This window comes from Sinomonas humi (assembly GCF_000802235.1).
GTDB classification, from domain to species: domain Bacteria; phylum Actinomycetota; class Actinomycetes; order Actinomycetales; family Micrococcaceae; genus Sinomonas; species Sinomonas humi.
Map to the genome: position 1 here is coordinate 1 of NZ_JTDL01000129.1, position 17,258 is coordinate 17,258.

The following is a 17,258-nucleotide window of genomic DNA, read 5'->3' on the forward strand; positions in this document are numbered from 1 at the left end:
GAGGGAGGGAGGGAGGGAGGGAGGGAGGGCCGTCAGTCGAAGACGACGGTGCGCGTCCCGTCAAGCAGCACGCGATGCTCAGCGTGCCACTGGACGGCACGGCACAGGGTCCGGCCCTCGACGTCCCGGCCGAGCTGCACGAACTGCTCGGGGGTCTTCGAGTGGTCCACCCGGATGACCTCTTGCTCGATGATCGGACCTTCGTCGAGATCGGCGGTGACGTAGTGCGCTGTCGCTCCGATGATCTTGACCCCCCGCGCATGCGCCTGGTGGTACGGCTTGGCGCCTTTGAACGAGGGGAGGAACGAGTGGTGGATGTTGATGGCTCGGCCCTCGAGCGCGCGGCAGAGGTCGTCCGAGAGGATCTGCATGTACCGCGCCAGAACCACAAGCTCGATCCCGTGCTCCTCGACAAGCGCGAGCAGCTTGGCCTCTGCCTCGGCCTTCGTTGCGGACGTCACGGGCAGGTGCACGAACGGAATCCCGTAGAACTCCGCCATCGGCGCAAGCTCGGTGTGGTTGGACACGATGACGGGCACTTCGATGGGCAGCGCACCGGAGCGCTGCTGGAAGAGGAGATCGTTGAGCGTCCGGCCGTCCTTCGAGCACATGATGAGGGTGCGTACGCGCTCGCCGTCGGTGAAGATGCCGAGCTTCATGTCGAACGCCTCGGCCACCGGCGCGAGCGAGGCCTCGAGCTCCTCGCGCGGCGCGGACGTTGCGACGGTCACCCGCATGAAGAACGTGCCGGTTTCACGGCTTTCGTACTGCCGTGATTCCGAGATGTTGCAGCCCGCTTCGAGCAGGGCTCCGGAGACGGCGTGCACGATCCCGGGGCGGTCGGGGCAGGAGAGCGTCACGATGAACGAGTTGGGTACCACGCTGTATAGGTTAGGCGCTCCGCGCCGCTTGGGCGTTTTCGGGCCGGTGGTCTGCCTCGAGCCGCTGGCGGGCCGCGAGGGCAGCGGCGCGGCCCGCCCGCGTCGCACCGATCGTCGAGGCCGACGCCCCGTACCCCACGAGGAAGAGGCGCGGCTCGCGCACGACGCTCACGCCGTCGTGGGCCATTAGCACTCCGCCGCCGCGCTCCCGGAGTCTGAGCGGCGAGAGGTGCCCCAGCGAGGCCCGGAATCCGGTGGCCCAAAGGATCGCATCGAGCTCGAGCTCCCTCCCGTCCGCGAGCACGGCGCCGCCCGACGTCAGGCGCGCGAGAGGCCCGAGCGAGACAAGCACCCCGCTCTCGATGCCATCGCGGTACTGCTCGGTGAGCGGTAGGCCCGTCGCCGCGACGACACTGAGAGGGGGGAGGCCGGCGCGCGTGCGCTCGCTCACTCGGCGTTCGACGTCGACGCCCCAGTCAGCATCGAATGGCGCCTTCCGGAACTCTGGGGCGCGGCGGGTCGACCAGAACGTCGTTGCGCCGGCGGCGTCGAGTTGGAGGAGGAATTGCAGAGCTGACGTCCCACCGCCGACGACCAGCACCCGTTGCCCCCGAAACTCTTCCGCTGAAACGAAGTCGTGGGTGTGCAGCTGCCGTCCGCGGAACAGCTCCTGCCCAGGGTAGTGCGGCCAGTGCGGGCGATCCCAGGTTCCCGTCGCGTTGATCACCGTCTCAGCCAGCCACTCGCGCCCGTCGACCGCGCGCACGAGGAGAGGTCCGTCGTCGTCCGCGGCCCTCGTCACCGAGGTGACCCTTGCCGGCCGGAGGATCGGGAGGCCGAAAGTCCGCTCGTACTCGCCGTAGTAGCGGCTTACGACGGCGGAGCTCGGCTCGTTGGGGTCGGGCGCCTCGAGCGGGAGGCCGGGGAGGGGGTGGAGGCCGTGCGCGGCGTCGAACGTGAGGGACGCCCAGCGGTGACGCCATGCGCCTCCCGCGCCGTCGTTCGCGTCCAATACGACATAGTCGTCCCACGGCCCTAGCCCGCGGCGCTGCAGCCAGTATGCGGCGCTCAAGCCAGCCTGCCCTGCACCGATCACGAGGCTTCTCAGTGCTTCCATTCGGCTCCTAAATTGACACGTCAACCACTACTGCAACCGGATCCGAGCTCCCTCTGTTCCCGGACGCTCCGCAGGGTAGACTGGCCTGGTCGCGACTGGCGTTGGGTGGATCACCACCGGGGAGCGACGTGCGTCGTCATCGAAGGATTCGAGCCCGGGAGGGCGGCGCGAACGGGACACCGCGGGTCGTACGCCTGGGCCGGGGGTCGAGCACGCTGCGCCGTCACGCCCCGCCATCCAGTTCCGGCATGGGCGAAACGGCCGGTAGCCTGACCAGTAGCACGCCGAGCCCAAATCCAGGAGATCCCGTGACCACCGCGAATCCCACCGTGTCCTCCGTCAGCAACCTTCCCCTCGCCGACGTCGATCCTGAGATCGCCGCCGTCCTCGACCAGGAGCTCGGGCGCCAGCGTGGCACGCTCGAGATGATCGCGTCCGAGAACTTCGCTCCCCGCGCCGTCATGGAGGCGCAGGGGTCTGTCCTCACGAACAAGTACGCCGAGGGTTACCCGGGGCGCCGCTACTACGGCGGCTGCGAGTACGTCGACATCGCCGAGAACCTCGCGATCGACCGGGTCAAGGCCCTGTTCGACGCCGAGTTCGCGAACGTCCAGCCGCACTCGGGTGCGCAGGCCAACGCCGCCGCCCTCTCCGCGCTCATCAATCCAGGCGACAAGATCCTGGGCCTCTCCCTCGCGCACGGCGGACACCTCACGCACGGCATGAAGCTGAACTTCTCCGGGAAGCTCTACCAGGTCGCCGCGTACCAGGTCGAGGAGGACACGTTCCGGATCGACATGGACAAGCTGCGTGAGCAGGCGCTCGCCGAGCGTCCGCAGGTCATCATTGCAGGCTGGTCCGCGTACCCGCGCCACCTCGACTTCGCCGCATTCCGCTCGATCGCGGACGAGGTCGGCGCTTACCTGTGGACCGACATGGCCCACTTCGCCGGCCTGGTCGCGGCCGGCCTGCACCCGAGCCCGGTCCCGCACTCGCACGTCGTCACCTCGACCGTCCACAAGACCCTCGCGGGTCCCCGTTCGGGCGTGATCCTTGCGAAGCAGGAGTTCGGCAAGAAGCTCAACTCGAACGTCTTCCCCGGCCAGCAGGGCGGCCCGCTCATGCACGTGATCGCTGCGAAGGCCGTCGCCTTCAAGATCGCGGGCTCGGCGGAGTTCAAGGAGCGCCAGGAGCGCGTGCTCGAGGGGGCGCGCATCATCGCTGACCGCCTCAACCAGCAGGATGTCGCGGAAGCAGGCGTTTCCGTGCTCACGGGCGGTACCGATGTGCACCTCGTCCTCGTCGACCTCCGGAACTCGGAGCTCGACGGCCAGCAGGCCGAGGATCTGCTCCACGCCGTCGGCATCACGGTCAACCGCAACGCCGTCCCGTTCGACCCGCGGCCACCGATGGTGACCTCCGGCCTGCGCATCGGAACTCCGGCGCTTGCGACTCGCGGCTTCGGGGCCAACGAGTTCACGGAGGTCGGGGACATCATCGCGACCGCGCTCAAGGGCGGAGCCGACCTCGAATCCCTGCAGGCTCGTGTCGACAAGCTCGCGAATGATTTCCCGCTGTACCCGGGGCACGAGGAGTGGTGAGTGCTTCGATGACGTCCGCTGCTTCGACTGGCGCTGTAGTCCTCGACGGAAAGGCCGCCTCGGCGGCCATCAAGGCTGAACTGACCGAACGGGTCGCCGCGCTCAAGGCCAAGGGCATCACCCCTGGCATCGCGACCGTGCTCGTGGGTGCGGACCCGGCCTCGCAGCTCTACGTGGGCATGAAGCACAAGCAGTCTGTCGCCATCGGGATGAACTCGATCCAGAAGTCGCTGCCTGCGGATTCCAGCCAGGAGCAGGTTGAGGCGCTGATCGATGAGCTCAACGCGGATCCGACGTGCCACGGCTACATCGTCCAGCTCCCGCTGCCCAAGCACCTCAACACGGACGCGATCCTCGAGCGCATCGATCCGGCGAAGGACGCGGACGGGTTGCACCCGACCAACCTCGGTCGGCTCGTGCTGAACGTGAACCACCCGATCGAGACCCCGTTGCCGTGCACCCCGCGAGGTGTGATCGAGCTCTTGCTCCGCAATGACTACGACCTCAAGGGCAAGCACGTCGTGGTCGTGGGCCGCGGCGTCACGATCGGCCGCTCCATCCCGCTGCTGCTGACCCGGCGCGCGATCAACGCGACCGTCACGCTCACGCACACCGGGACGCAGGACCTCTCGGAGCACCTTCGCCGTGCCGACGTCATAGTTGCCGCAGCGGGAGTCAAGCACATCGTCAAGCCCGAGGACGTCAAGCCCGGAGCGGCCGTGCTCGATGTCGGGGTGACCCGTGAGGACGATCCCGAGGGCGGCAAGCCGAAGGTGTTCGGCGACGTCGATCCGCGAGTTGCCGAAGTGGCCGGCTACCTTTCCCCGAACCCCGGGGGAGTGGGACCCATGACGGTCGCCCTGCTCATGACCAACGTCGTCGAGGCTGCCGAGCGCCAAGCTGCCGAGCGCCAGGCCGCGCAGGCCTCCTGACCGCTCGCCCGATTCCTTGCGCCGTCATCTCTGCGGGGTCTGAACCCTGCAGAGGTGACGGCGCAATTCTGTCTCGCGGCGAAAAGGCCCCGCAAACTTTCTGAAAGATGCGTTGCAGAAAGTGGCCGGAATCCCTTCCGGTGACCCTGCATGTCGAGTAGTGTGCGGTGAGTGTCGCATGAAGCACGAGGCGTTGCCGGGGGGGCGGTGGTGACGAGTGTTCGCGCCGCGCAACCGGTCATCACGGCGCGGAATCTCGTGAAGGCATACGGGGATGTCAACGCGGTGGACGGGATCAGCTTCGACGTTCCGGCGGGGGAGTCATTCGGCCTCCTCGGGCCCAACGGGGCCGGGAAGTCTACGACAATGAGGATGATCGGCGGCGTCAGCCAGCGCACGAGCGGGCAGCTGGACATCATGGGCCTCGACCCCGAACTGCAGGGCCCCGAGGTCCGCGCGCACCTGGGCGTCGTGCCCCAGCAGGACAATCTCGACGAAGAGCTCCGTGTCCGGGACAACCTCATCATCTACGGCCGTTATTTTGGGCTCTCGCGCAGCTACCTCGCCCAGCGTGCTGACGAACTCCTCGAATTCGCCCAGCTCGAGGATAAGGCGAAGGCCCGGGTCGACTCGCTGTCCGGTGGGATGAAGCGACGTCTCACCATCGCCCGTTCGCTCATCAACGATCCGAAGATCCTCCTCTTGGACGAGCCGACGACGGGGCTTGACCCGCAGGCGCGTCACGTCCTGTGGGATCGTCTCTTCCGGCTCAAGGAGAGGGGTGTGACCCTCGTCCTGACTACCCACTACATGGACGAGGCGGAGCAGCTGTGCGATCGCCTCATCGTGGTGGACAAAGGCCAGATCATGGCCGAGGGCTCCCCTGCGGAGCTCATCCGGAAGCATTCGAGCAGAGAGGTGCTCGAGGTCCGGTTCGGCACCGACCGGAACGCGGCCGCTGCCGATCAGCTGGACGGGACGGGGGACCGGATCGAAGTGCTTCCGGACCGGGTGCTTGTATACAGCGAGAATGGTGAGGAGTCGCTCGAAGTCATCCGAGCGAGGGGGTTGCGTCCCATGACTTCGCTCGTGCGGCGCGCGTCCCTCGAGGATGTCTTCCTGCGGCTGACGGGGCGGTCCCTCATTGACTGAGGACTCAGCCCAGCGCCTCGAAGTTCAGGCCCCGGAAGTCTCTGCGGCCAAGGCGCGTCGCTGGGGGTCGTTCTACTTCATGGAGCACATGCTGCGCAGCATGCGCGCCTATGCAGTGACGATCATCGTCACGAGCGTCGGCAATCCGCTCCTCTATCTCTTCTCTATGGGGGTCGGACTCGCGTCGATCGTCGATCGGAGCCCAACAGCGCACTTCGCCGGCGTCGGCTACCTTGCGTTCGCCGCGCCAGCCCTGCTCGTCTCGAGCTCGGTCATGACGTGCGCGAACGAGATGATGTTTCCCGTCATGGACGGCTTCAAGTGGCGCCGCATCTACTACGGCCCGCACGTCACACCACTCGTGCCTGGGCAGCTCGCCGCGGGCCACGTCATGGCGGTCGGGGTCCGGCTGCTCGTGCAGTGCAGCGTGTTCTTCCTCATCATGCTCGCGTTCGGCGCAGCGGTCAGCCCTACCTCGTGGCTCATCATCCCGATCGGTGTCCTCGCAGGAATGGCGTTCGGAACGCCGCTCATGGCGTATGCCGCCCGGATCGAGAAGGAGAATTTCCAGTTCTCCATGATCCAGCGCTTCATCGTGATGCCGCTCTTCCTCTTCTCAGGCACGTTCTACCCGCTCGAGACGATGCCCCGGGCCATGCAGTGGATCGGGTGGATTTCCCCGCTATGGCATGGGAATCAGCTCGGTCGCCTCGCGACGATAGGGCTCACTGAGCCGCTGTGGCTCGTCGCCGTCCACGTCGTCTATCTCGCGGCCCTCGGCGTCATAGGCATGATCTGGGCGCGCCGCAACTATGCGAGACGAATGAACGCATGAGCATCCTGCACGACGACGACTACATCCTTGCGCCTGATCGGCGCCCTTTGAGCGCACTCTACTCCCGAAACGCCCGTGCAGTGATCGAGCGGGGATTCCGGGTCATCAAGAGCCAGAACTGGGTGGTGCTCGTCTCCGGCTTCTTCGAGCCGGTGTTCTACCTGCTCTCCATGGGCATCGGCCTCGGGCGGCTCGTCGGATCGGTGCAGGGGCCAAGCGGTGCGCCGATCAGCTACGCGGCGTACATCGCTCCTGCGCTGCTCGCAGTTTCCGCGATGAATGGGGCAATCTACGACTCGACGTGGAACATCTTCTTCAAGATGCACTTCGGGAAGCTGTATCAGAGCATGCTCTACACGTCGCTCGGGCCGTTCGACATTGCCGTCGGCGAAATCTTCATGGCACTGTTCCGCGGCTTCCTGTACGCCCTCGGGTTCACCGGCGTGATGGCGGTCATGGGGCTCATTGCGACTCCGTGGGCGCTACTGCTAGTCCCGGCTGCGGTCACGGTCGCGTTCGGCTTCGCGAGCTTCGGGATGGCGATCACAAGCTACATGAAGACGTTCCAGCAGATGGACGTCATCACGTTCGTCATGCTCCCCATGTTCCTTTTCTCCGCCACGTTCTACCCGCTCAGCGTGTACCCGGAGCCGGTCCAGTGGGTCGTCGAGGCGCTCCCGCTGTGGCATGGGGTCGAACTCATGCGCGAGATCAGCACGGGCGCGTTCAGCGTCCTGACCCTGGTCCATCTGCTCTATTACCTGGTCATGATCCTCGTGGGCCTCGCCTTTACGACGCGGCGACTCCGTGCCCTCTTCCTCCGCTAGCCCCACCCAACCTCCGTCCAACCGTCACCTCCCGACCGTGCGCCGTCGTCCGTTGGTCACGTAACGACGGTGGGTGAGGTGTGAGCACCGTCGGGAGGTGACGGTTGGATGGAAGGGCGGGTGTGCGCCGTCATCCGTTGGTCACGTGAAGACGGTGGGCGAGGTGTGAGCACCGTCGGGAGGTGACGGTTGGATGGAAGGGCGGGTGTGCGCCGTCGTTTGTTGGTCACGTGAAGACGGTGGGCGAGGTGTGAGCACCGTCGGGAGGTGACGGTTGGATGGAAGGGCCGGTGCGCGCCGTCGTCCGTTGGTCACGTAACGACGGTGGGCGAGGTGTGAGCACCGTCGGGAGGTGACGGTTGAACGTGGGCGCACCGTCGGGAGGTGACGGTTGGATGGAAGGGCGGGGTCCGAGTGCCTTGCCGGTCTGGGAGAATGGTTCCTATGCAGTCTCTCGGCTCCCAACACCCTGCCTCCGCGCGTCAGGGCATCCGTATCGGCACGCTCGGCCTCTCGGTGCTCGTCCTCGCATTCCTTGTCGCGGTGCTCTTCGCTGCGAACCGGAACGAGGTCATCGGCTGGATCGTCGCGGTCATCTCCCTCGCTTGGCTGGTGTTCGCCGTCTTCGTCTTCGTTTCGGTCCGCAACGCGGGCCGTCGCGCGCAGGCGAAGTTCGAGGAGGCTGCCCTCCGCCTCGGGGGCCGGGCGCCGTCGATGGCTGGCCCCCAGATGGCGGGTGAGGCACGGACGGTCGACGACGCGCGCGACCTCAAGCTCGACCACTCCTTCAAAATCATCCAGGTGCAGGAGCGGGTGGTCCGCGAGAACCTCGGCAAGGATTCCGAGCAGGTCGCCCGGGCCCTCGAGACGATCCAGATCACGGCCGCGAATGCCCGTGAGATGCTGCGCCCCGACGGCGGGGAGCCGGTCACTGGGACGGTCGTCGACGAAGGGTAGAGTGGCAAGGTGACCCTCGAAGCTGCCATCACTACGCCTGTCTACGCGTCGAAGGACGGGGCGTTGCGCATTGCAACGGTCAACGTCAACGGACTCCGCGCAGCCTGGCGAAAGGGCATGCCGGAGTGGCTCGAGCCGCGCGATCTCGACATCCTGTGCCTTCAGGAGGTGCGGGCCCCAGACGACGTCGTCAACGGCTACTTGGATGGGTGGCATGTCCTGCACGCCGAGGCGGACGCAAAGGGCCGCGCCGGGGTAGCCATCGCTTCGCGCGCGGAGCCGACGGCGACACGAGTCGGCATCGGCGACGACTACTTCGCGACGGCTGGGCGCTGGGTCGAGGCGGATTTCGCGCTCGACGGCGGCAAGCAGCTCACGGTCGTGAGCGCCTACGTGCATTCGGGCGAGGCAGACACCCCGAAGCAGGTCGACAAGTACCGCTTCCTCGACGTCATGCTCAAGCGACTCCCCGAACTCGCAGAGCGCAGCGACCATGCGCTTGTCGTCGGCGACCTCAACGTCGGGCACACGCCCTTGGACATCCGCAACTGGAAGGCGAACCAGAAGCGCGCGGGCTTCCTGCCCGAGGAGCGGGCCTACTTCGACCGTTTCTTTGGGGACGAGATCGGGTGGAAGGACGTGCATCGGGAGCTGTCGGGCCAGATCGACGGCCCGTACACGTGGTGGTCCCAGCGGGGGCGCGCCTTCGACAACGACGCCGGCTGGCGCATCGACTACCAAATGGCCACTCCTGGCCTGGCGGGCTCGGCGAGGAACGCCGTCGTCGACCGCGCAACCGCGTGGGACACACGCTTCTCGGACCATGCTCCGCTCGTCATCGACTACAAGCTCTAGAACCGGAAGACCAACTCACCATGACGACTGACTCCACGCCAGCCTTGACCGCTCCCGGCCGCCAGCGTCTCGTCTCTGGCATGCAGCCCTCTGGAGACTCGCTGCACCTCGGCAACTACCTCGGCGCTCTCGTCAACTGGGTCAGGCTCCAAGACCAATACGACTGCTTCTACTTCATTCCGGATCTCCACGCCATCACGGTCCCCCAGGATCCCGCCGAACTGCTGCACCGCACGCGCCTCACGGCCGCGCAATACCTCGCGGGCGGCATCGACCTCGAGAAGTCGACCCTCTTCGTCCAGTCGCACGTCCCGGAACACGCCCAGCTCGCGTGGGTCCTCATGTGCCTCACCGGCTTCGGCGAGGCGTCTCGCATGACGCAGTTCAAGGACAAGACCGCCCGTCAGGGCCAAGATGCCGCGAGCGCGGGCCTGTTCACGTACCCGATGCTGATGGCTGCCGACATCCTCCTCTACAAGCCGTACGGCGTCCCGGTGGGGGAGGACCAGCGCCAGCATCTCGAGCTTGCGCGCACTCTTGCGCACCGTTTCAATACCCGCTTCGGTGAGACGTTCGTGGTCCCGGAGCCGCTCATCCCGCCGGTCGCCGCCAAGATCTACGACCTGCAGAACCCGACGGCCAAGATGTCGAAGTCGGCGGAGTCGCCCAACGGCCTCATCAACATCCTCGACGATCCGAAGGTCACCGCCAAGCGCATCAAGTCCGCGGTCACTGACACCGAGACCGTGGTCCGCTTCGACCGGGAGGCCAAGCCCGGCGTCTCAAACCTCCTGACCATCAGCTCGACGATCACGGGCCAGAGCATCGACGAGCTCGTGGCTTCCTATGAGGGCAAGATGTACGGGCACCTCAAGGCCGACGTCGCCCAGATCGTGGTCGACGCGGTGGCGCCGATCAAGGCGCGCACCGAGGAGTTGCTCCGCGACCCGGCTGAGCTGGACCGCCTCCTCGCCGTCGGAGCCTCCAAAGCTCGCGAGATTGCGTCGGAGACGCTCGCCGACGTCTATCGGAAGGTGGGTTTCCTGCCCGCCATGGCTCCGGCTGCTGCCTCCGTCTGAGGCGATGACGGGCCGACTCGCAGGGCAGACCCAAGCGCTGGGCGGGGAAGTTCCCCTGGTCGGCGTCATCCTCGGCTTCCCAGACGACATCGCTGCGGAGCTGCGGAAATGGCGCGCGTCTTTCGGGGACCCCGTTGCCGACGTCATTCCCGCCCACATCACTCTTGTGACGACGACGGAAACCGAGGACTGGAACGCGGCCGTCAAGCATGTGCGCGCAGTCGCGGCGCGCCAGGTGCCGTTTCGGGTGACCCTTCGCGGCACCGGATCGTTCCGGCCCGTCTCCGACGTGGTCTACCTCGAAGTGACGGAGGGCTTCGAAGAGTGCGTGCGCCTTCACTGCGAGCTGCAGCGAGGGCCGCTCGAGCGAGATCTTCCTTTCCCCTACCACCCGCACGTGACAGTGGCCCACGACGTCGACGCAGAGCGGCTCGACGAGGCCGAGGAAGCGTTGAAGAACTACAGCACATCCTTCACAGTCGCTAGCATGGGGCTGTATGAGCACGACTCCGATGGCTTCTGGCAATTACGGGAAGAGCTCGACTTCAGGGGGGAGACGCCGGCGCCGCGCGGGTCCTGATCGGCAGAAGGCAGGTCCGACGCCGCCCACGGACCTTGAGAAGCTGCGCCTGAACGCGCTGCATGCGAGGCAGGCGTGGGGCCGGGCGAAGCTCGACGGCAGTGGCGGGTTCAAGCGGCTCCTCTCGCTGATCCAGTGGCTCGTCGCCAAGGTGAACACCTTGCGCCCCGTGCGGACGATGCAGCTCTACGGGCTGCGCCATGGGCCGCTCATGAGCGCCGGAATCGGCTTCAACATGTTCTTCTCGATCCTGGGTCTGTTGACCACGGGCTTTTCCATCGCGGGCCTCGTACTGGCCGGTCAGCCAGAACTGGTCAACAAGACGGTTCAGCTCGTCGCCCAATCGGCACCGGGGCTGCTCAAGGTGAATGGCCATGAGGGAGTCGCCGATCCCAATGCCCTCCTCAACCCCTCAGGTCTCGGCATCACCGCCATCATCGGCGCAATTGTGACCATATTTACGTCGTTGGGATGGATCAGCAGCGTCCGCGACGGCCTCCGCGGTGTCCTCGCAGAACAGCCGCTCCAGCTGAACGCGATCCTCCAACGCCTCCACGACGCCGGGACGCTGCTGCTCCTCGGAGTGGCACTCGTTCTCACGTCCGGCGTGAGCATCCTGTTCACGGGTGCCATCGGCTTCATCGCGGACCTTCTGCACGTCGCCAGGGCCCTCGTCGCCCCCATCAGCTGGCTCATCGGAATCATTGTGCCCCTGCTGCTCAACTGGGTCACTGCCGTCATCATGTTCCGCCTCGCCGCGGGTCTCCGCCTCTCGCGTCGCGCATGGCTGGAGGCGACGATCATTGCGGGGGCCGGCACAACGGTCCTGCAGCTCTTCAGCAGCCAACTCCTGGCCAGAGCCGGGGCGAACCCTTTGCTCGCGTCCTTCGCGATCATCATTGGGCTGCTTATCTGGTTCAACCTCGTGAGCCAGGTCTATCTCGTGTCCGGCTCGTGGGCCGCAATCAGGGAGGCAGACACAAGCGCGATGGCCGGGCATCGGCCCGGAATGCTCGGTTCCTCGCGCCCCTCGTTCCACCCCGGGCGTCAGCTTGCCCACGTCGAGGCTGAGCTTCGGGCCGCTGAACGCCGCCAGCCCGTCAACGTGGGTTCTCACGGCCCGTTGACGCACGACGGCGCCGGCTCGCCAGGGCTTCCCAGCGTCCCTGCCGCCGTTGTGCCGCCGGAACCCGTTCGCGCGGTGGCCCCGGATACCGCATCACTGGCACCTGAGGCGCCACAGAAGCACGGCATCGGGAATTGGCTGCGGGGCCTGCGACGCCGAGCGAGCGAATGAGGGTGGCCTTCTTCGTGCGCCGGACGGCATAGACAGCCAGACGGCATAGACAGGGAGGGGCGCGACTGCCGATGCGGCAGTGGCGCCCCTCCCTCATTCCCAGACTCCCGCGTTCGGCGGGTGGGGGTGTCTCAGAACTGGCGGGCGAGGACCGCCTGCTTGACCTCGGAGATGGCCTTGGTCACCTGGATGCCGCGGGGGCAGGCCTCCGAGCAGTTGAAGATCGTGCGGCAGCGCCACACGCCTTCCTTGTCGTTGAGGATCTCAAGGCGCATGTCCCCGGCGTCGTCACGGGAATCGAAGATGAAGCGATGCGCATTCACGATCGCCGCCGGGCCGAAGTACTGCCCGTCCGTCCAGAACACGGGGCACGAGGACGTGCAGGCGGCACAGAGGATGCACTTGGTCGTGTCGTCGAACCGCTCGCGGTCCTCGGGGGACTGCAGACGCTCCTTCGTCGGGGCGTGGCCCTTCGCCACGAGGAACGGCATGATCTCGCGGTACGACTGGAAGAAGGGCTCCATGTCGACGATGAGGTCCTTTTCGACCGGAAGGCCCTTGATGGGCTCGACCGTGATCGGCTTGGACGTGTCGAGGTCCTTGAGGAGCGTTTTGCACGCGAGGCGGTTGCGGCCGTTGATGCGCATTGCATCCGAGCCACAGACACCATGCGCGCACGAGCGACGGAACGAGAGCGAACCGTCGAGCTCCCACTTGACCTTGTGGAGGGCGTCGAGCACGCGGTCCGTGCCGTACATCGTGAGCTTGAACTCGTCCCAGTGCGACTCGTCTGAGACCTCTGGGTTGTAGCGGCGTACGCGGAGCGTGACGTCGAACGTGGGAATCTCGCCCCCGCCGCCAACGCTGGCGGGAAGCTCGACCTTCGAAGCAGGCTCTGCAGTTGACGCGGTCATCAGTACTTACGCTCCATCGGCTCGTAACGGGTGAAGATGACCGGTTTCGTGCCGAAGCGGATGCCCTTGATGCCCTCGGTCTCGGCCGTGGGGTCCTTGTAGAGCATCGTGTGCTTCATCCAGTTGGCATCGTCGCGGTCGGGGAAGTCCTCGCGGTAGTGGCCACCGCGAGACTCCTTGCGGTGGAGGGCAGCAACAGTCATAGCCTCGGCGAGGTCCAGGAGGAAGCCGAGCTCGACTGCCTCGAGGAGATCCAGGTTGAACCGCTTGCCCTTGTCCTGGATGCTGATGTTCCGGTAGCGCTCGCGAAGCTTCTCGATATCCCCGAGGGCTGTGGTGATCGAGTCAGCGGTGCGGAACACCTGCATGTTCGCGTCCATCGTCTCCTGAAGGTCCGAGCGGATAGCCGCTACCTTCTCGGTCCCCGTTCCGGAGCGGACGACGTCGAGCATGGCGATCGTCTCGGCGGTCGGGTTGTCCGGGAGATCGACGAAGTCGGCCGTCTTCGCGTACTCGGCCGCGTTGATACCGGAGCGCTTGCCGAAGACGTTGATGTCGAGGAGCGAGTTCGTCCCAAGACGGTTCGAGCCGTGCACGGAAACGCACGCGACCTCGCCGGCTGCATAGAGGCCAGGGATGATCGTGTCGTTGTCCTGGAGGACCTCGCCCTTGATGTTGGTGGGGACGCCGCCCATCGCGTAGTGCGCCGTCGGGTAGACCGGAACCGGCTCCGTGTAGGGCTCGACTCCGAGGTACGTGCGGGCGAACTCCGTGATGTCCGGGAGCTTCGCGTCGATGTGCGCGGGCTCGAGGTGTGTCAGGTCGAGGAGCACATAGTCCTTGTTCGGACCGGCGCCGCGCCCCTCGCGCACCTCGTTGGCCATCGAGCGGGCCACGATGTCGCGCGGGGCGAGGTCCTTGATGGTCGGAGCGTAGCGTTCCATGAAGCGCTCGCCCTCGGAGTTGCGCAGGATCGCGCCCTCGCCACGAGCCGCCTCGGACAGGAGGATGCCGAGGCCCGCGAGGCCCGTCGGGTGGAACTGGAAGAACTCCATGTCTTCGAGCGGGATGCCGCGGCGGAAGGCGATGCCCATGCCATCGCCCGTGAGGGTGTGCGCATTGGACGTGGTCTTGAAGACCTTGCCCGCACCACCGGTAGCGAAGACGATTGCCTTCGCCTGGAACACGTGGATTTCCCCAGACGCGAGGTCGTAGCTCACGACGCCAGCGACGCGCTTCTGCTTGTACGGCGTTCCGTCCTCGCGAACCGCGTCATCTTCGACGACGAGGAGATCGAGGACGTAGTACTCGTTGTAGAACTCGACGTTGTGCTTGACGCAGTTTTGGTACAGCGTCTGCAGGATCATGTGGCCAGTGCGGTCGGCTGCGTAGCAGGCACGGCGAACAGGAGCCTTGCCATGGTCACGTGTGTGACCACCAAAGCGGCGCTGGTCGATGCGGCCCTCGGGCGTGCGGTTGAACGGGAGGCCCATCTTCTCAAGGTCGAGGACGGCGTCGATCGCCTCCTTGGCCATGACCTCCGCGGCATCCTGGTCGACCAGGTAGTCGCCGCCCTTGACTGTGTCGAAGGTGTGCCACTCCCAGTTGTCCTCCTCGACGTTGGCAAGGGCGGCACACATGCCGCCCTGGGCCGCGCCGGTGTGGGAGCGGGTGGGGTACAGCTTGGTCAGCACCGCGGTGCGTGCGCGCTGGCCGGACTCAATGGCCGCGCGCATCCCGGCACCGCCGGCGCCGACGATCACCACGTCGTACTTGTGGACCTGCATACTGGATGCTTCTCTCTCTCGCGCAAGACTGAGACGCCGCTCGCGTGCCGAGGGCGTCGCCTGAAATGCCTGCTACGGCTTGGGGCAGAAGGAGCCTGGGAGCGGGACTCCGTTGACGGTGGGGCACGGGTTGAACGTGAAGATCACGAGCGTCCCGAGGATCACGATCGCCGCAGCTGCGGCGAACAGCACGATGAGAAGCCAGAAGCGGACAGTGTCGCGATCGGCGTAGTCGTTGATGATCGTGCGGACGCCGTTCGTGCCGTGCAGCATGGCGAGCCACAGCATGGCCAGATCCCACCACTGCCAGAACGGGCTGGCCCACTTGCCGGCCACGAACCCGAAGTCGATCGCGTGCACCCCGTTGCCGAGCATGAGGTTGACGAAGAGGTGGCCGAAGATGAGGACGACGAGCACGATGCCCGAGAGGCGCATGAAGAGCCATGCAGCCATCTCGAAGCCGCCCTTGGCGCCGCTGCCGTGGCGCGTGTACTTGGGGGAGACGCGGCCGGTCTCGGACGTGCTGCGGGGGAACCGAATGTCAGGAGTTGTGCTCATGCCGTTCAGCCTCCGAACACGATCGAGAGTTGGCGGATGGCAAAGGCCACGAACACAACGGCCCATACGACGATGACGGTCCACAGCATCTGCCGCTGGTACTTCGGACCGCTCTTCCAGAAGTCGACGGCGATGATGCGCAGGCCGTTGAACGCATGGAACAGGATGGCGGCGACAAGCGCGGTCTCGCCAAGCCCCATGACCGGGTTCTTGTATTCGCCGATGACGGCGTTGTAGGCGTCAGGGGACACACGCACCAATGAGGTGTCCAGCACATGCACCAACAAGAAGAAGAAGATCACGACACCGGTAATCCGGTGCCCGACCCAGGACCACATGCCTTCACGGCCGCGGTACAGGGTGCCAGCTGGTTTTGTCGGCACTGATAAACCTCCCTGCGAGCACCGATGCGGGCGCTCACCCAAGAGGCGAGGGCACCGATGCAGAAGGCGCCCGTCTCGGCTGGCGGACGCGTACTCTGTCGAGCTCCAGCCTAAATCTAGGCTTCGCTCTCAGCTTATTCAATTTGCTCCCCCCTCCGAGCCTAGGAGAGTGGGGATAATCACAAGGGTCCGGGACAGGGTTGTGCAAGGGCGCGCTGGCCCCTGCTCCGTGGCGTGGCCTCCATTAGAGTAGGGGCGATGAGCACTGAATTCCCGGCCGCGAGTGCGGCAGACCGCGACGCCGTCTTGGACCGCTTTGTCGCCGTGATCCCGGCGGGCGGAGTCGGCACGCGGCTGTGGCCCCTCTCGCGCGCGGCCGCGCCGAAGTTCCTCCACGACCTCACCGGGTCGGGGAGCACGCTCATCCGTGCGACGTACGACAGGCTCAGGCCCCTCGCCAACGGGCGCCTCCTCGTGGTGACCGGCCAGGCCCACCGCGCCGCGGTGTGCCACCAGATCCCCGAACTCGACACCGCTGACCTAGTGCTCGAAAGCGAGCCCAAGGACTCGGGCGCCGCCATTGGCCTGGCTGCCGCGATCCTGTACCGCCGTGACCCAGCCACGATCATGGGTTCCTTCGCGGCGGATCACGTGATCAGCCCTGACACCGTCTTCCGCGCAGCGGTCCTTGAGGCCATTCACACGGCAGCCTCCGGGGAGCGCGGCAAGATCGTGACAATCGGCATCGAGCCAACTCACCCTTCGACCGGCTTCGGGTACATCCGGGGAGGAGAGGCGCTCGACGTCGCGGGCGCGCCGAGCGCACGCGCCGTCGCCGAGTTCGTCGAGAAGCCCAGTCTCGAAGTCGCCGAGAAGTACCTCGCGTCCGGGGAGTACCTCTGGAACGCGGGCATGTTCGTCGCCCCAGTCTCCCTCATGCTCGAGCATCTAGAGGCGAACCAGCCCGAGCTCTACGCCGGGCTTACGGAAATCGCGGACGCGTGGGACACCCCGGCCAGGGACGAGGTCACTGCGCGCGTGTGGCCGACGCTTCCGAAGATTGCCATCGACTACGCCGTCGCCGAGCCTGCCGCCGCCGCGGGGGACGTCGCCGTCGTGCCTGGAGCCTTCCGCTGGGACGACGTCGGGGACTTCGCCGCCATCGGCCGGCTCAACAGTGCTCGGGAAGTCGACGCCGTCACGGTCCTGGGCGAGGGGGCGCGCGTATTCACTGAAGGCGCGAGCGGGATCGTTGTTTCCGACACGAAGCGCGTCATTGCGCTCATCGGAATCCAGGACGTCGTGATCGTCGATACGCCCGACGCGCTTCTCGTGACGACCAAGGAACACGCGCAGAAGGTGAAGGGCGCCGTAGCGGCTCTCAAGGCGAGCGGCGACACCGACGTCCTCTGAGCCCCTTGCGCTGAGCCCCTTGACGGACGGCGTATTAGGTCGCCGAGATGGGCGTTGAGACAGCGCCGGCCGCTGAAACGTGGGCGAAGA

General features: G+C 66.1%; 17 protein-coding genes. 11 read left to right on the top strand and 6 right to left on the bottom strand.

The genetic code is table 11. The features are described from left to right. Nucleotides 1–32: 32 nt before the first annotated feature. Together purU and LK10_RS12940 are read right to left on the bottom strand one after the other, a co-directional pair. Nucleotides 33–881, bottom strand: coding sequence for a formyltetrahydrofolate deformylase (gene purU / locus LK10_RS12935; RefSeq protein ID WP_043124372.1), 849 nt, complete (start codon nucleotides 879–881; stop codon nucleotides 33–35). Between the two features lie 10 nt (nucleotides 882–891). Beyond that, nucleotides 892–1,998 (bottom strand): NAD(P)-binding domain-containing protein, encoded by a 1,107-nt coding sequence (locus LK10_RS12940; protein WP_043124373.1) that lies wholly within the window; start codon nucleotides 1,996–1,998, stop codon nucleotides 892–894. A gap of 308 nt (nucleotides 1,999–2,306) precedes the next feature. Here LK10_RS12940 and glyA point away from each other — a divergent pair, with 308 nt between their 5' ends. From glyA to LK10_RS21430, 10 genes are all read left to right on the top strand, one after another. After that, nucleotides 2,307–3,599, top strand: coding sequence for a serine hydroxymethyltransferase (glyA, locus tag LK10_RS12945; protein WP_043124374.1), 1,293 nt, complete (start codon nucleotides 2,307–2,309; stop codon nucleotides 3,597–3,599). 8 nt (nucleotides 3,600–3,607) lie between these two features. Beyond that, nucleotides 3,608–4,531, top strand: a complete 924-nt coding sequence (locus LK10_RS12950) for a bifunctional methylenetetrahydrofolate dehydrogenase/methenyltetrahydrofolate cyclohydrolase (protein WP_043124375.1) — start codon at nucleotides 3,608–3,610, stop codon at nucleotides 4,529–4,531. Between the two features lie 210 nt (nucleotides 4,532–4,741). Continuing rightward, nucleotides 4,742–5,683, top strand: coding sequence for an ABC transporter ATP-binding protein (locus LK10_RS12955; protein WP_052207329.1), 942 nt, complete (start codon nucleotides 4,742–4,744; stop codon nucleotides 5,681–5,683). Further along, nucleotides 5,676–6,518 (top strand): ABC transporter permease, encoded by an 843-nt coding sequence (locus tag LK10_RS12960; RefSeq protein WP_043124377.1) that lies wholly within the window; start codon nucleotides 5,676–5,678, stop codon nucleotides 6,516–6,518. The genes LK10_RS12955 and LK10_RS12960 overlap by 8 nt, the downstream gene beginning before the upstream one ends. Next, complete coding sequence (locus LK10_RS12965; RefSeq protein ID WP_043124378.1) at nucleotides 6,515–7,345, top strand: ABC transporter permease; 831 nt, start codon at nucleotides 6,515–6,517, stop codon at nucleotides 7,343–7,345. Before LK10_RS12960 ends, LK10_RS12965 begins: the two co-directional genes overlap by 4 nt. Nucleotides 7,346–7,789: 444 nt before the next feature. Beyond that, on the top strand, nucleotides 7,790–8,302 hold the full coding sequence (locus LK10_RS12970) for a hypothetical protein (protein ID WP_043124379.1): 513 nt from the start codon (nucleotides 7,790–7,792) through the stop codon (nucleotides 8,300–8,302). Between the two features lie 9 nt (nucleotides 8,303–8,311). Further along, on the top strand, nucleotides 8,312–9,157 hold the full coding sequence (locus LK10_RS12975; RefSeq protein ID WP_231567758.1) for an exodeoxyribonuclease III: 846 nt from the start codon (nucleotides 8,312–8,314) through the stop codon (nucleotides 9,155–9,157). A gap of 20 nt (nucleotides 9,158–9,177) precedes the next feature. Then, nucleotides 9,178–10,236: a tryptophan--tRNA ligase gene (gene trpS / locus LK10_RS12980; protein WP_043124380.1), complete on the top strand. Its 1,059-nt coding sequence runs from the start codon at nucleotides 9,178–9,180 to the stop codon at nucleotides 10,234–10,236. A 4-nt stretch (nucleotides 10,237–10,240) separates the two neighbouring features. After that, nucleotides 10,241–10,816 (top strand): 2'-5' RNA ligase family protein, encoded by a 576-nt coding sequence (locus LK10_RS12985; protein WP_052207311.1) that lies wholly within the window; start codon nucleotides 10,241–10,243, stop codon nucleotides 10,814–10,816. Next, entirely contained in the window at nucleotides 10,734–12,113 is a 1,380-nt protein-coding gene (locus tag LK10_RS21430; RefSeq protein ID WP_231567759.1) for a YihY/virulence factor BrkB family protein, read from the top strand. The genes LK10_RS12985 and LK10_RS21430 overlap by 83 nt, the downstream gene beginning before the upstream one ends. A 131-nt stretch (nucleotides 12,114–12,244) precedes the next feature. On the opposite strand, the gene LK10_RS12995 is transcribed toward LK10_RS21430, so the two are convergent. The 4 genes from LK10_RS12995 to sdhC all read right to left on the bottom strand — a co-directional run bounded on the left by LK10_RS12995 (nucleotide 12,245) and on the right by sdhC (nucleotide 15,755). Next, nucleotides 12,245–13,027, bottom strand: a complete 783-nt coding sequence (locus LK10_RS12995) for a succinate dehydrogenase iron-sulfur subunit (protein ID WP_043124381.1) — start codon at nucleotides 13,025–13,027, stop codon at nucleotides 12,245–12,247. Beyond that, entirely contained in the window at nucleotides 13,027–14,814 is a 1,788-nt protein-coding gene (gene sdhA / locus LK10_RS13000) for a succinate dehydrogenase flavoprotein subunit (RefSeq protein WP_043124383.1), read from the bottom strand. Before sdhA ends, LK10_RS12995 begins: the two co-directional genes overlap by 1 nt. 72 nt (nucleotides 14,815–14,886) lie before the next feature. Beyond that, complete coding sequence (locus LK10_RS13005; protein WP_043124385.1) at nucleotides 14,887–15,372, bottom strand: succinate dehydrogenase hydrophobic membrane anchor subunit; 486 nt, start codon at nucleotides 15,370–15,372, stop codon at nucleotides 14,887–14,889. A 5-nt stretch (nucleotides 15,373–15,377) separates the two neighbouring features. After that, nucleotides 15,378–15,755: a succinate dehydrogenase, cytochrome b556 subunit gene (gene sdhC / locus LK10_RS13010; RefSeq protein WP_081998515.1), complete on the bottom strand. Its 378-nt coding sequence runs from the start codon at nucleotides 15,753–15,755 to the stop codon at nucleotides 15,378–15,380. Between the two features lie 258 nt (nucleotides 15,756–16,013). Here sdhC and LK10_RS13015 point away from each other — a divergent pair, with 258 nt between their 5' ends. After that, nucleotides 16,014–17,168, top strand: coding sequence for a mannose-1-phosphate guanylyltransferase (locus LK10_RS13015; RefSeq protein WP_043124388.1), 1,155 nt, complete (start codon nucleotides 16,014–16,016; stop codon nucleotides 17,166–17,168). The last annotated feature ends 90 nt before the right edge of the window (nucleotides 17,169–17,258 follow it).

Excerpts from the sequence above, each read along its gene's own strand:
- LK10_RS12940 (WP_043124373.1), bottom strand. The coding sequence starts at position 1,998 with ATGGAAGCACTGAGAAGCCTCGTGATCGGTGCAGGGCAGGCTGGCTTG.
- LK10_RS12950 (WP_043124375.1), top strand. The coding sequence starts at position 3,608 with ATGACGTCCGCTGCTTCGACTGGCGCTGTAGTCCTCGACGGAAAGGCC.
- LK10_RS12965 (WP_043124378.1), top strand. The coding sequence starts at position 6,515 with ATGAGCATCCTGCACGACGACGACTACATCCTTGCGCCTGATCGGCGC.
- LK10_RS12970 (WP_043124379.1), top strand. The coding sequence starts at position 7,790 with ATGCAGTCTCTCGGCTCCCAACACCCTGCCTCCGCGCGTCAGGGCATC.
- trpS (WP_043124380.1), top strand. The coding sequence starts at position 9,178 with ATGACGACTGACTCCACGCCAGCCTTGACCGCTCCCGGCCGCCAGCGT.
- LK10_RS12985 (WP_052207311.1), top strand. The coding sequence starts at position 10,241 with ATGACGGGCCGACTCGCAGGGCAGACCCAAGCGCTGGGCGGGGAAGTT.
- LK10_RS21430 (WP_231567759.1), top strand. The coding sequence starts at position 10,734 with ATGAGCACGACTCCGATGGCTTCTGGCAATTACGGGAAGAGCTCGACT.
- LK10_RS12995 (WP_043124381.1), bottom strand. The coding sequence starts at position 13,027 with ATGACCGCGTCAACTGCAGAGCCTGCTTCGAAGGTCGAGCTTCCCGCC.
- sdhA (WP_043124383.1), bottom strand. The coding sequence starts at position 14,814 with ATGCAGGTCCACAAGTACGACGTGGTGATCGTCGGCGCCGGCGGTGCC.
- LK10_RS13005 (WP_043124385.1), bottom strand. The coding sequence starts at position 15,372 with ATGAGCACAACTCCTGACATTCGGTTCCCCCGCAGCACGTCCGAGACC.
- LK10_RS13015 (WP_043124388.1), top strand. The coding sequence starts at position 16,014 with ATGAGCACTGAATTCCCGGCCGCGAGTGCGGCAGACCGCGACGCCGTC.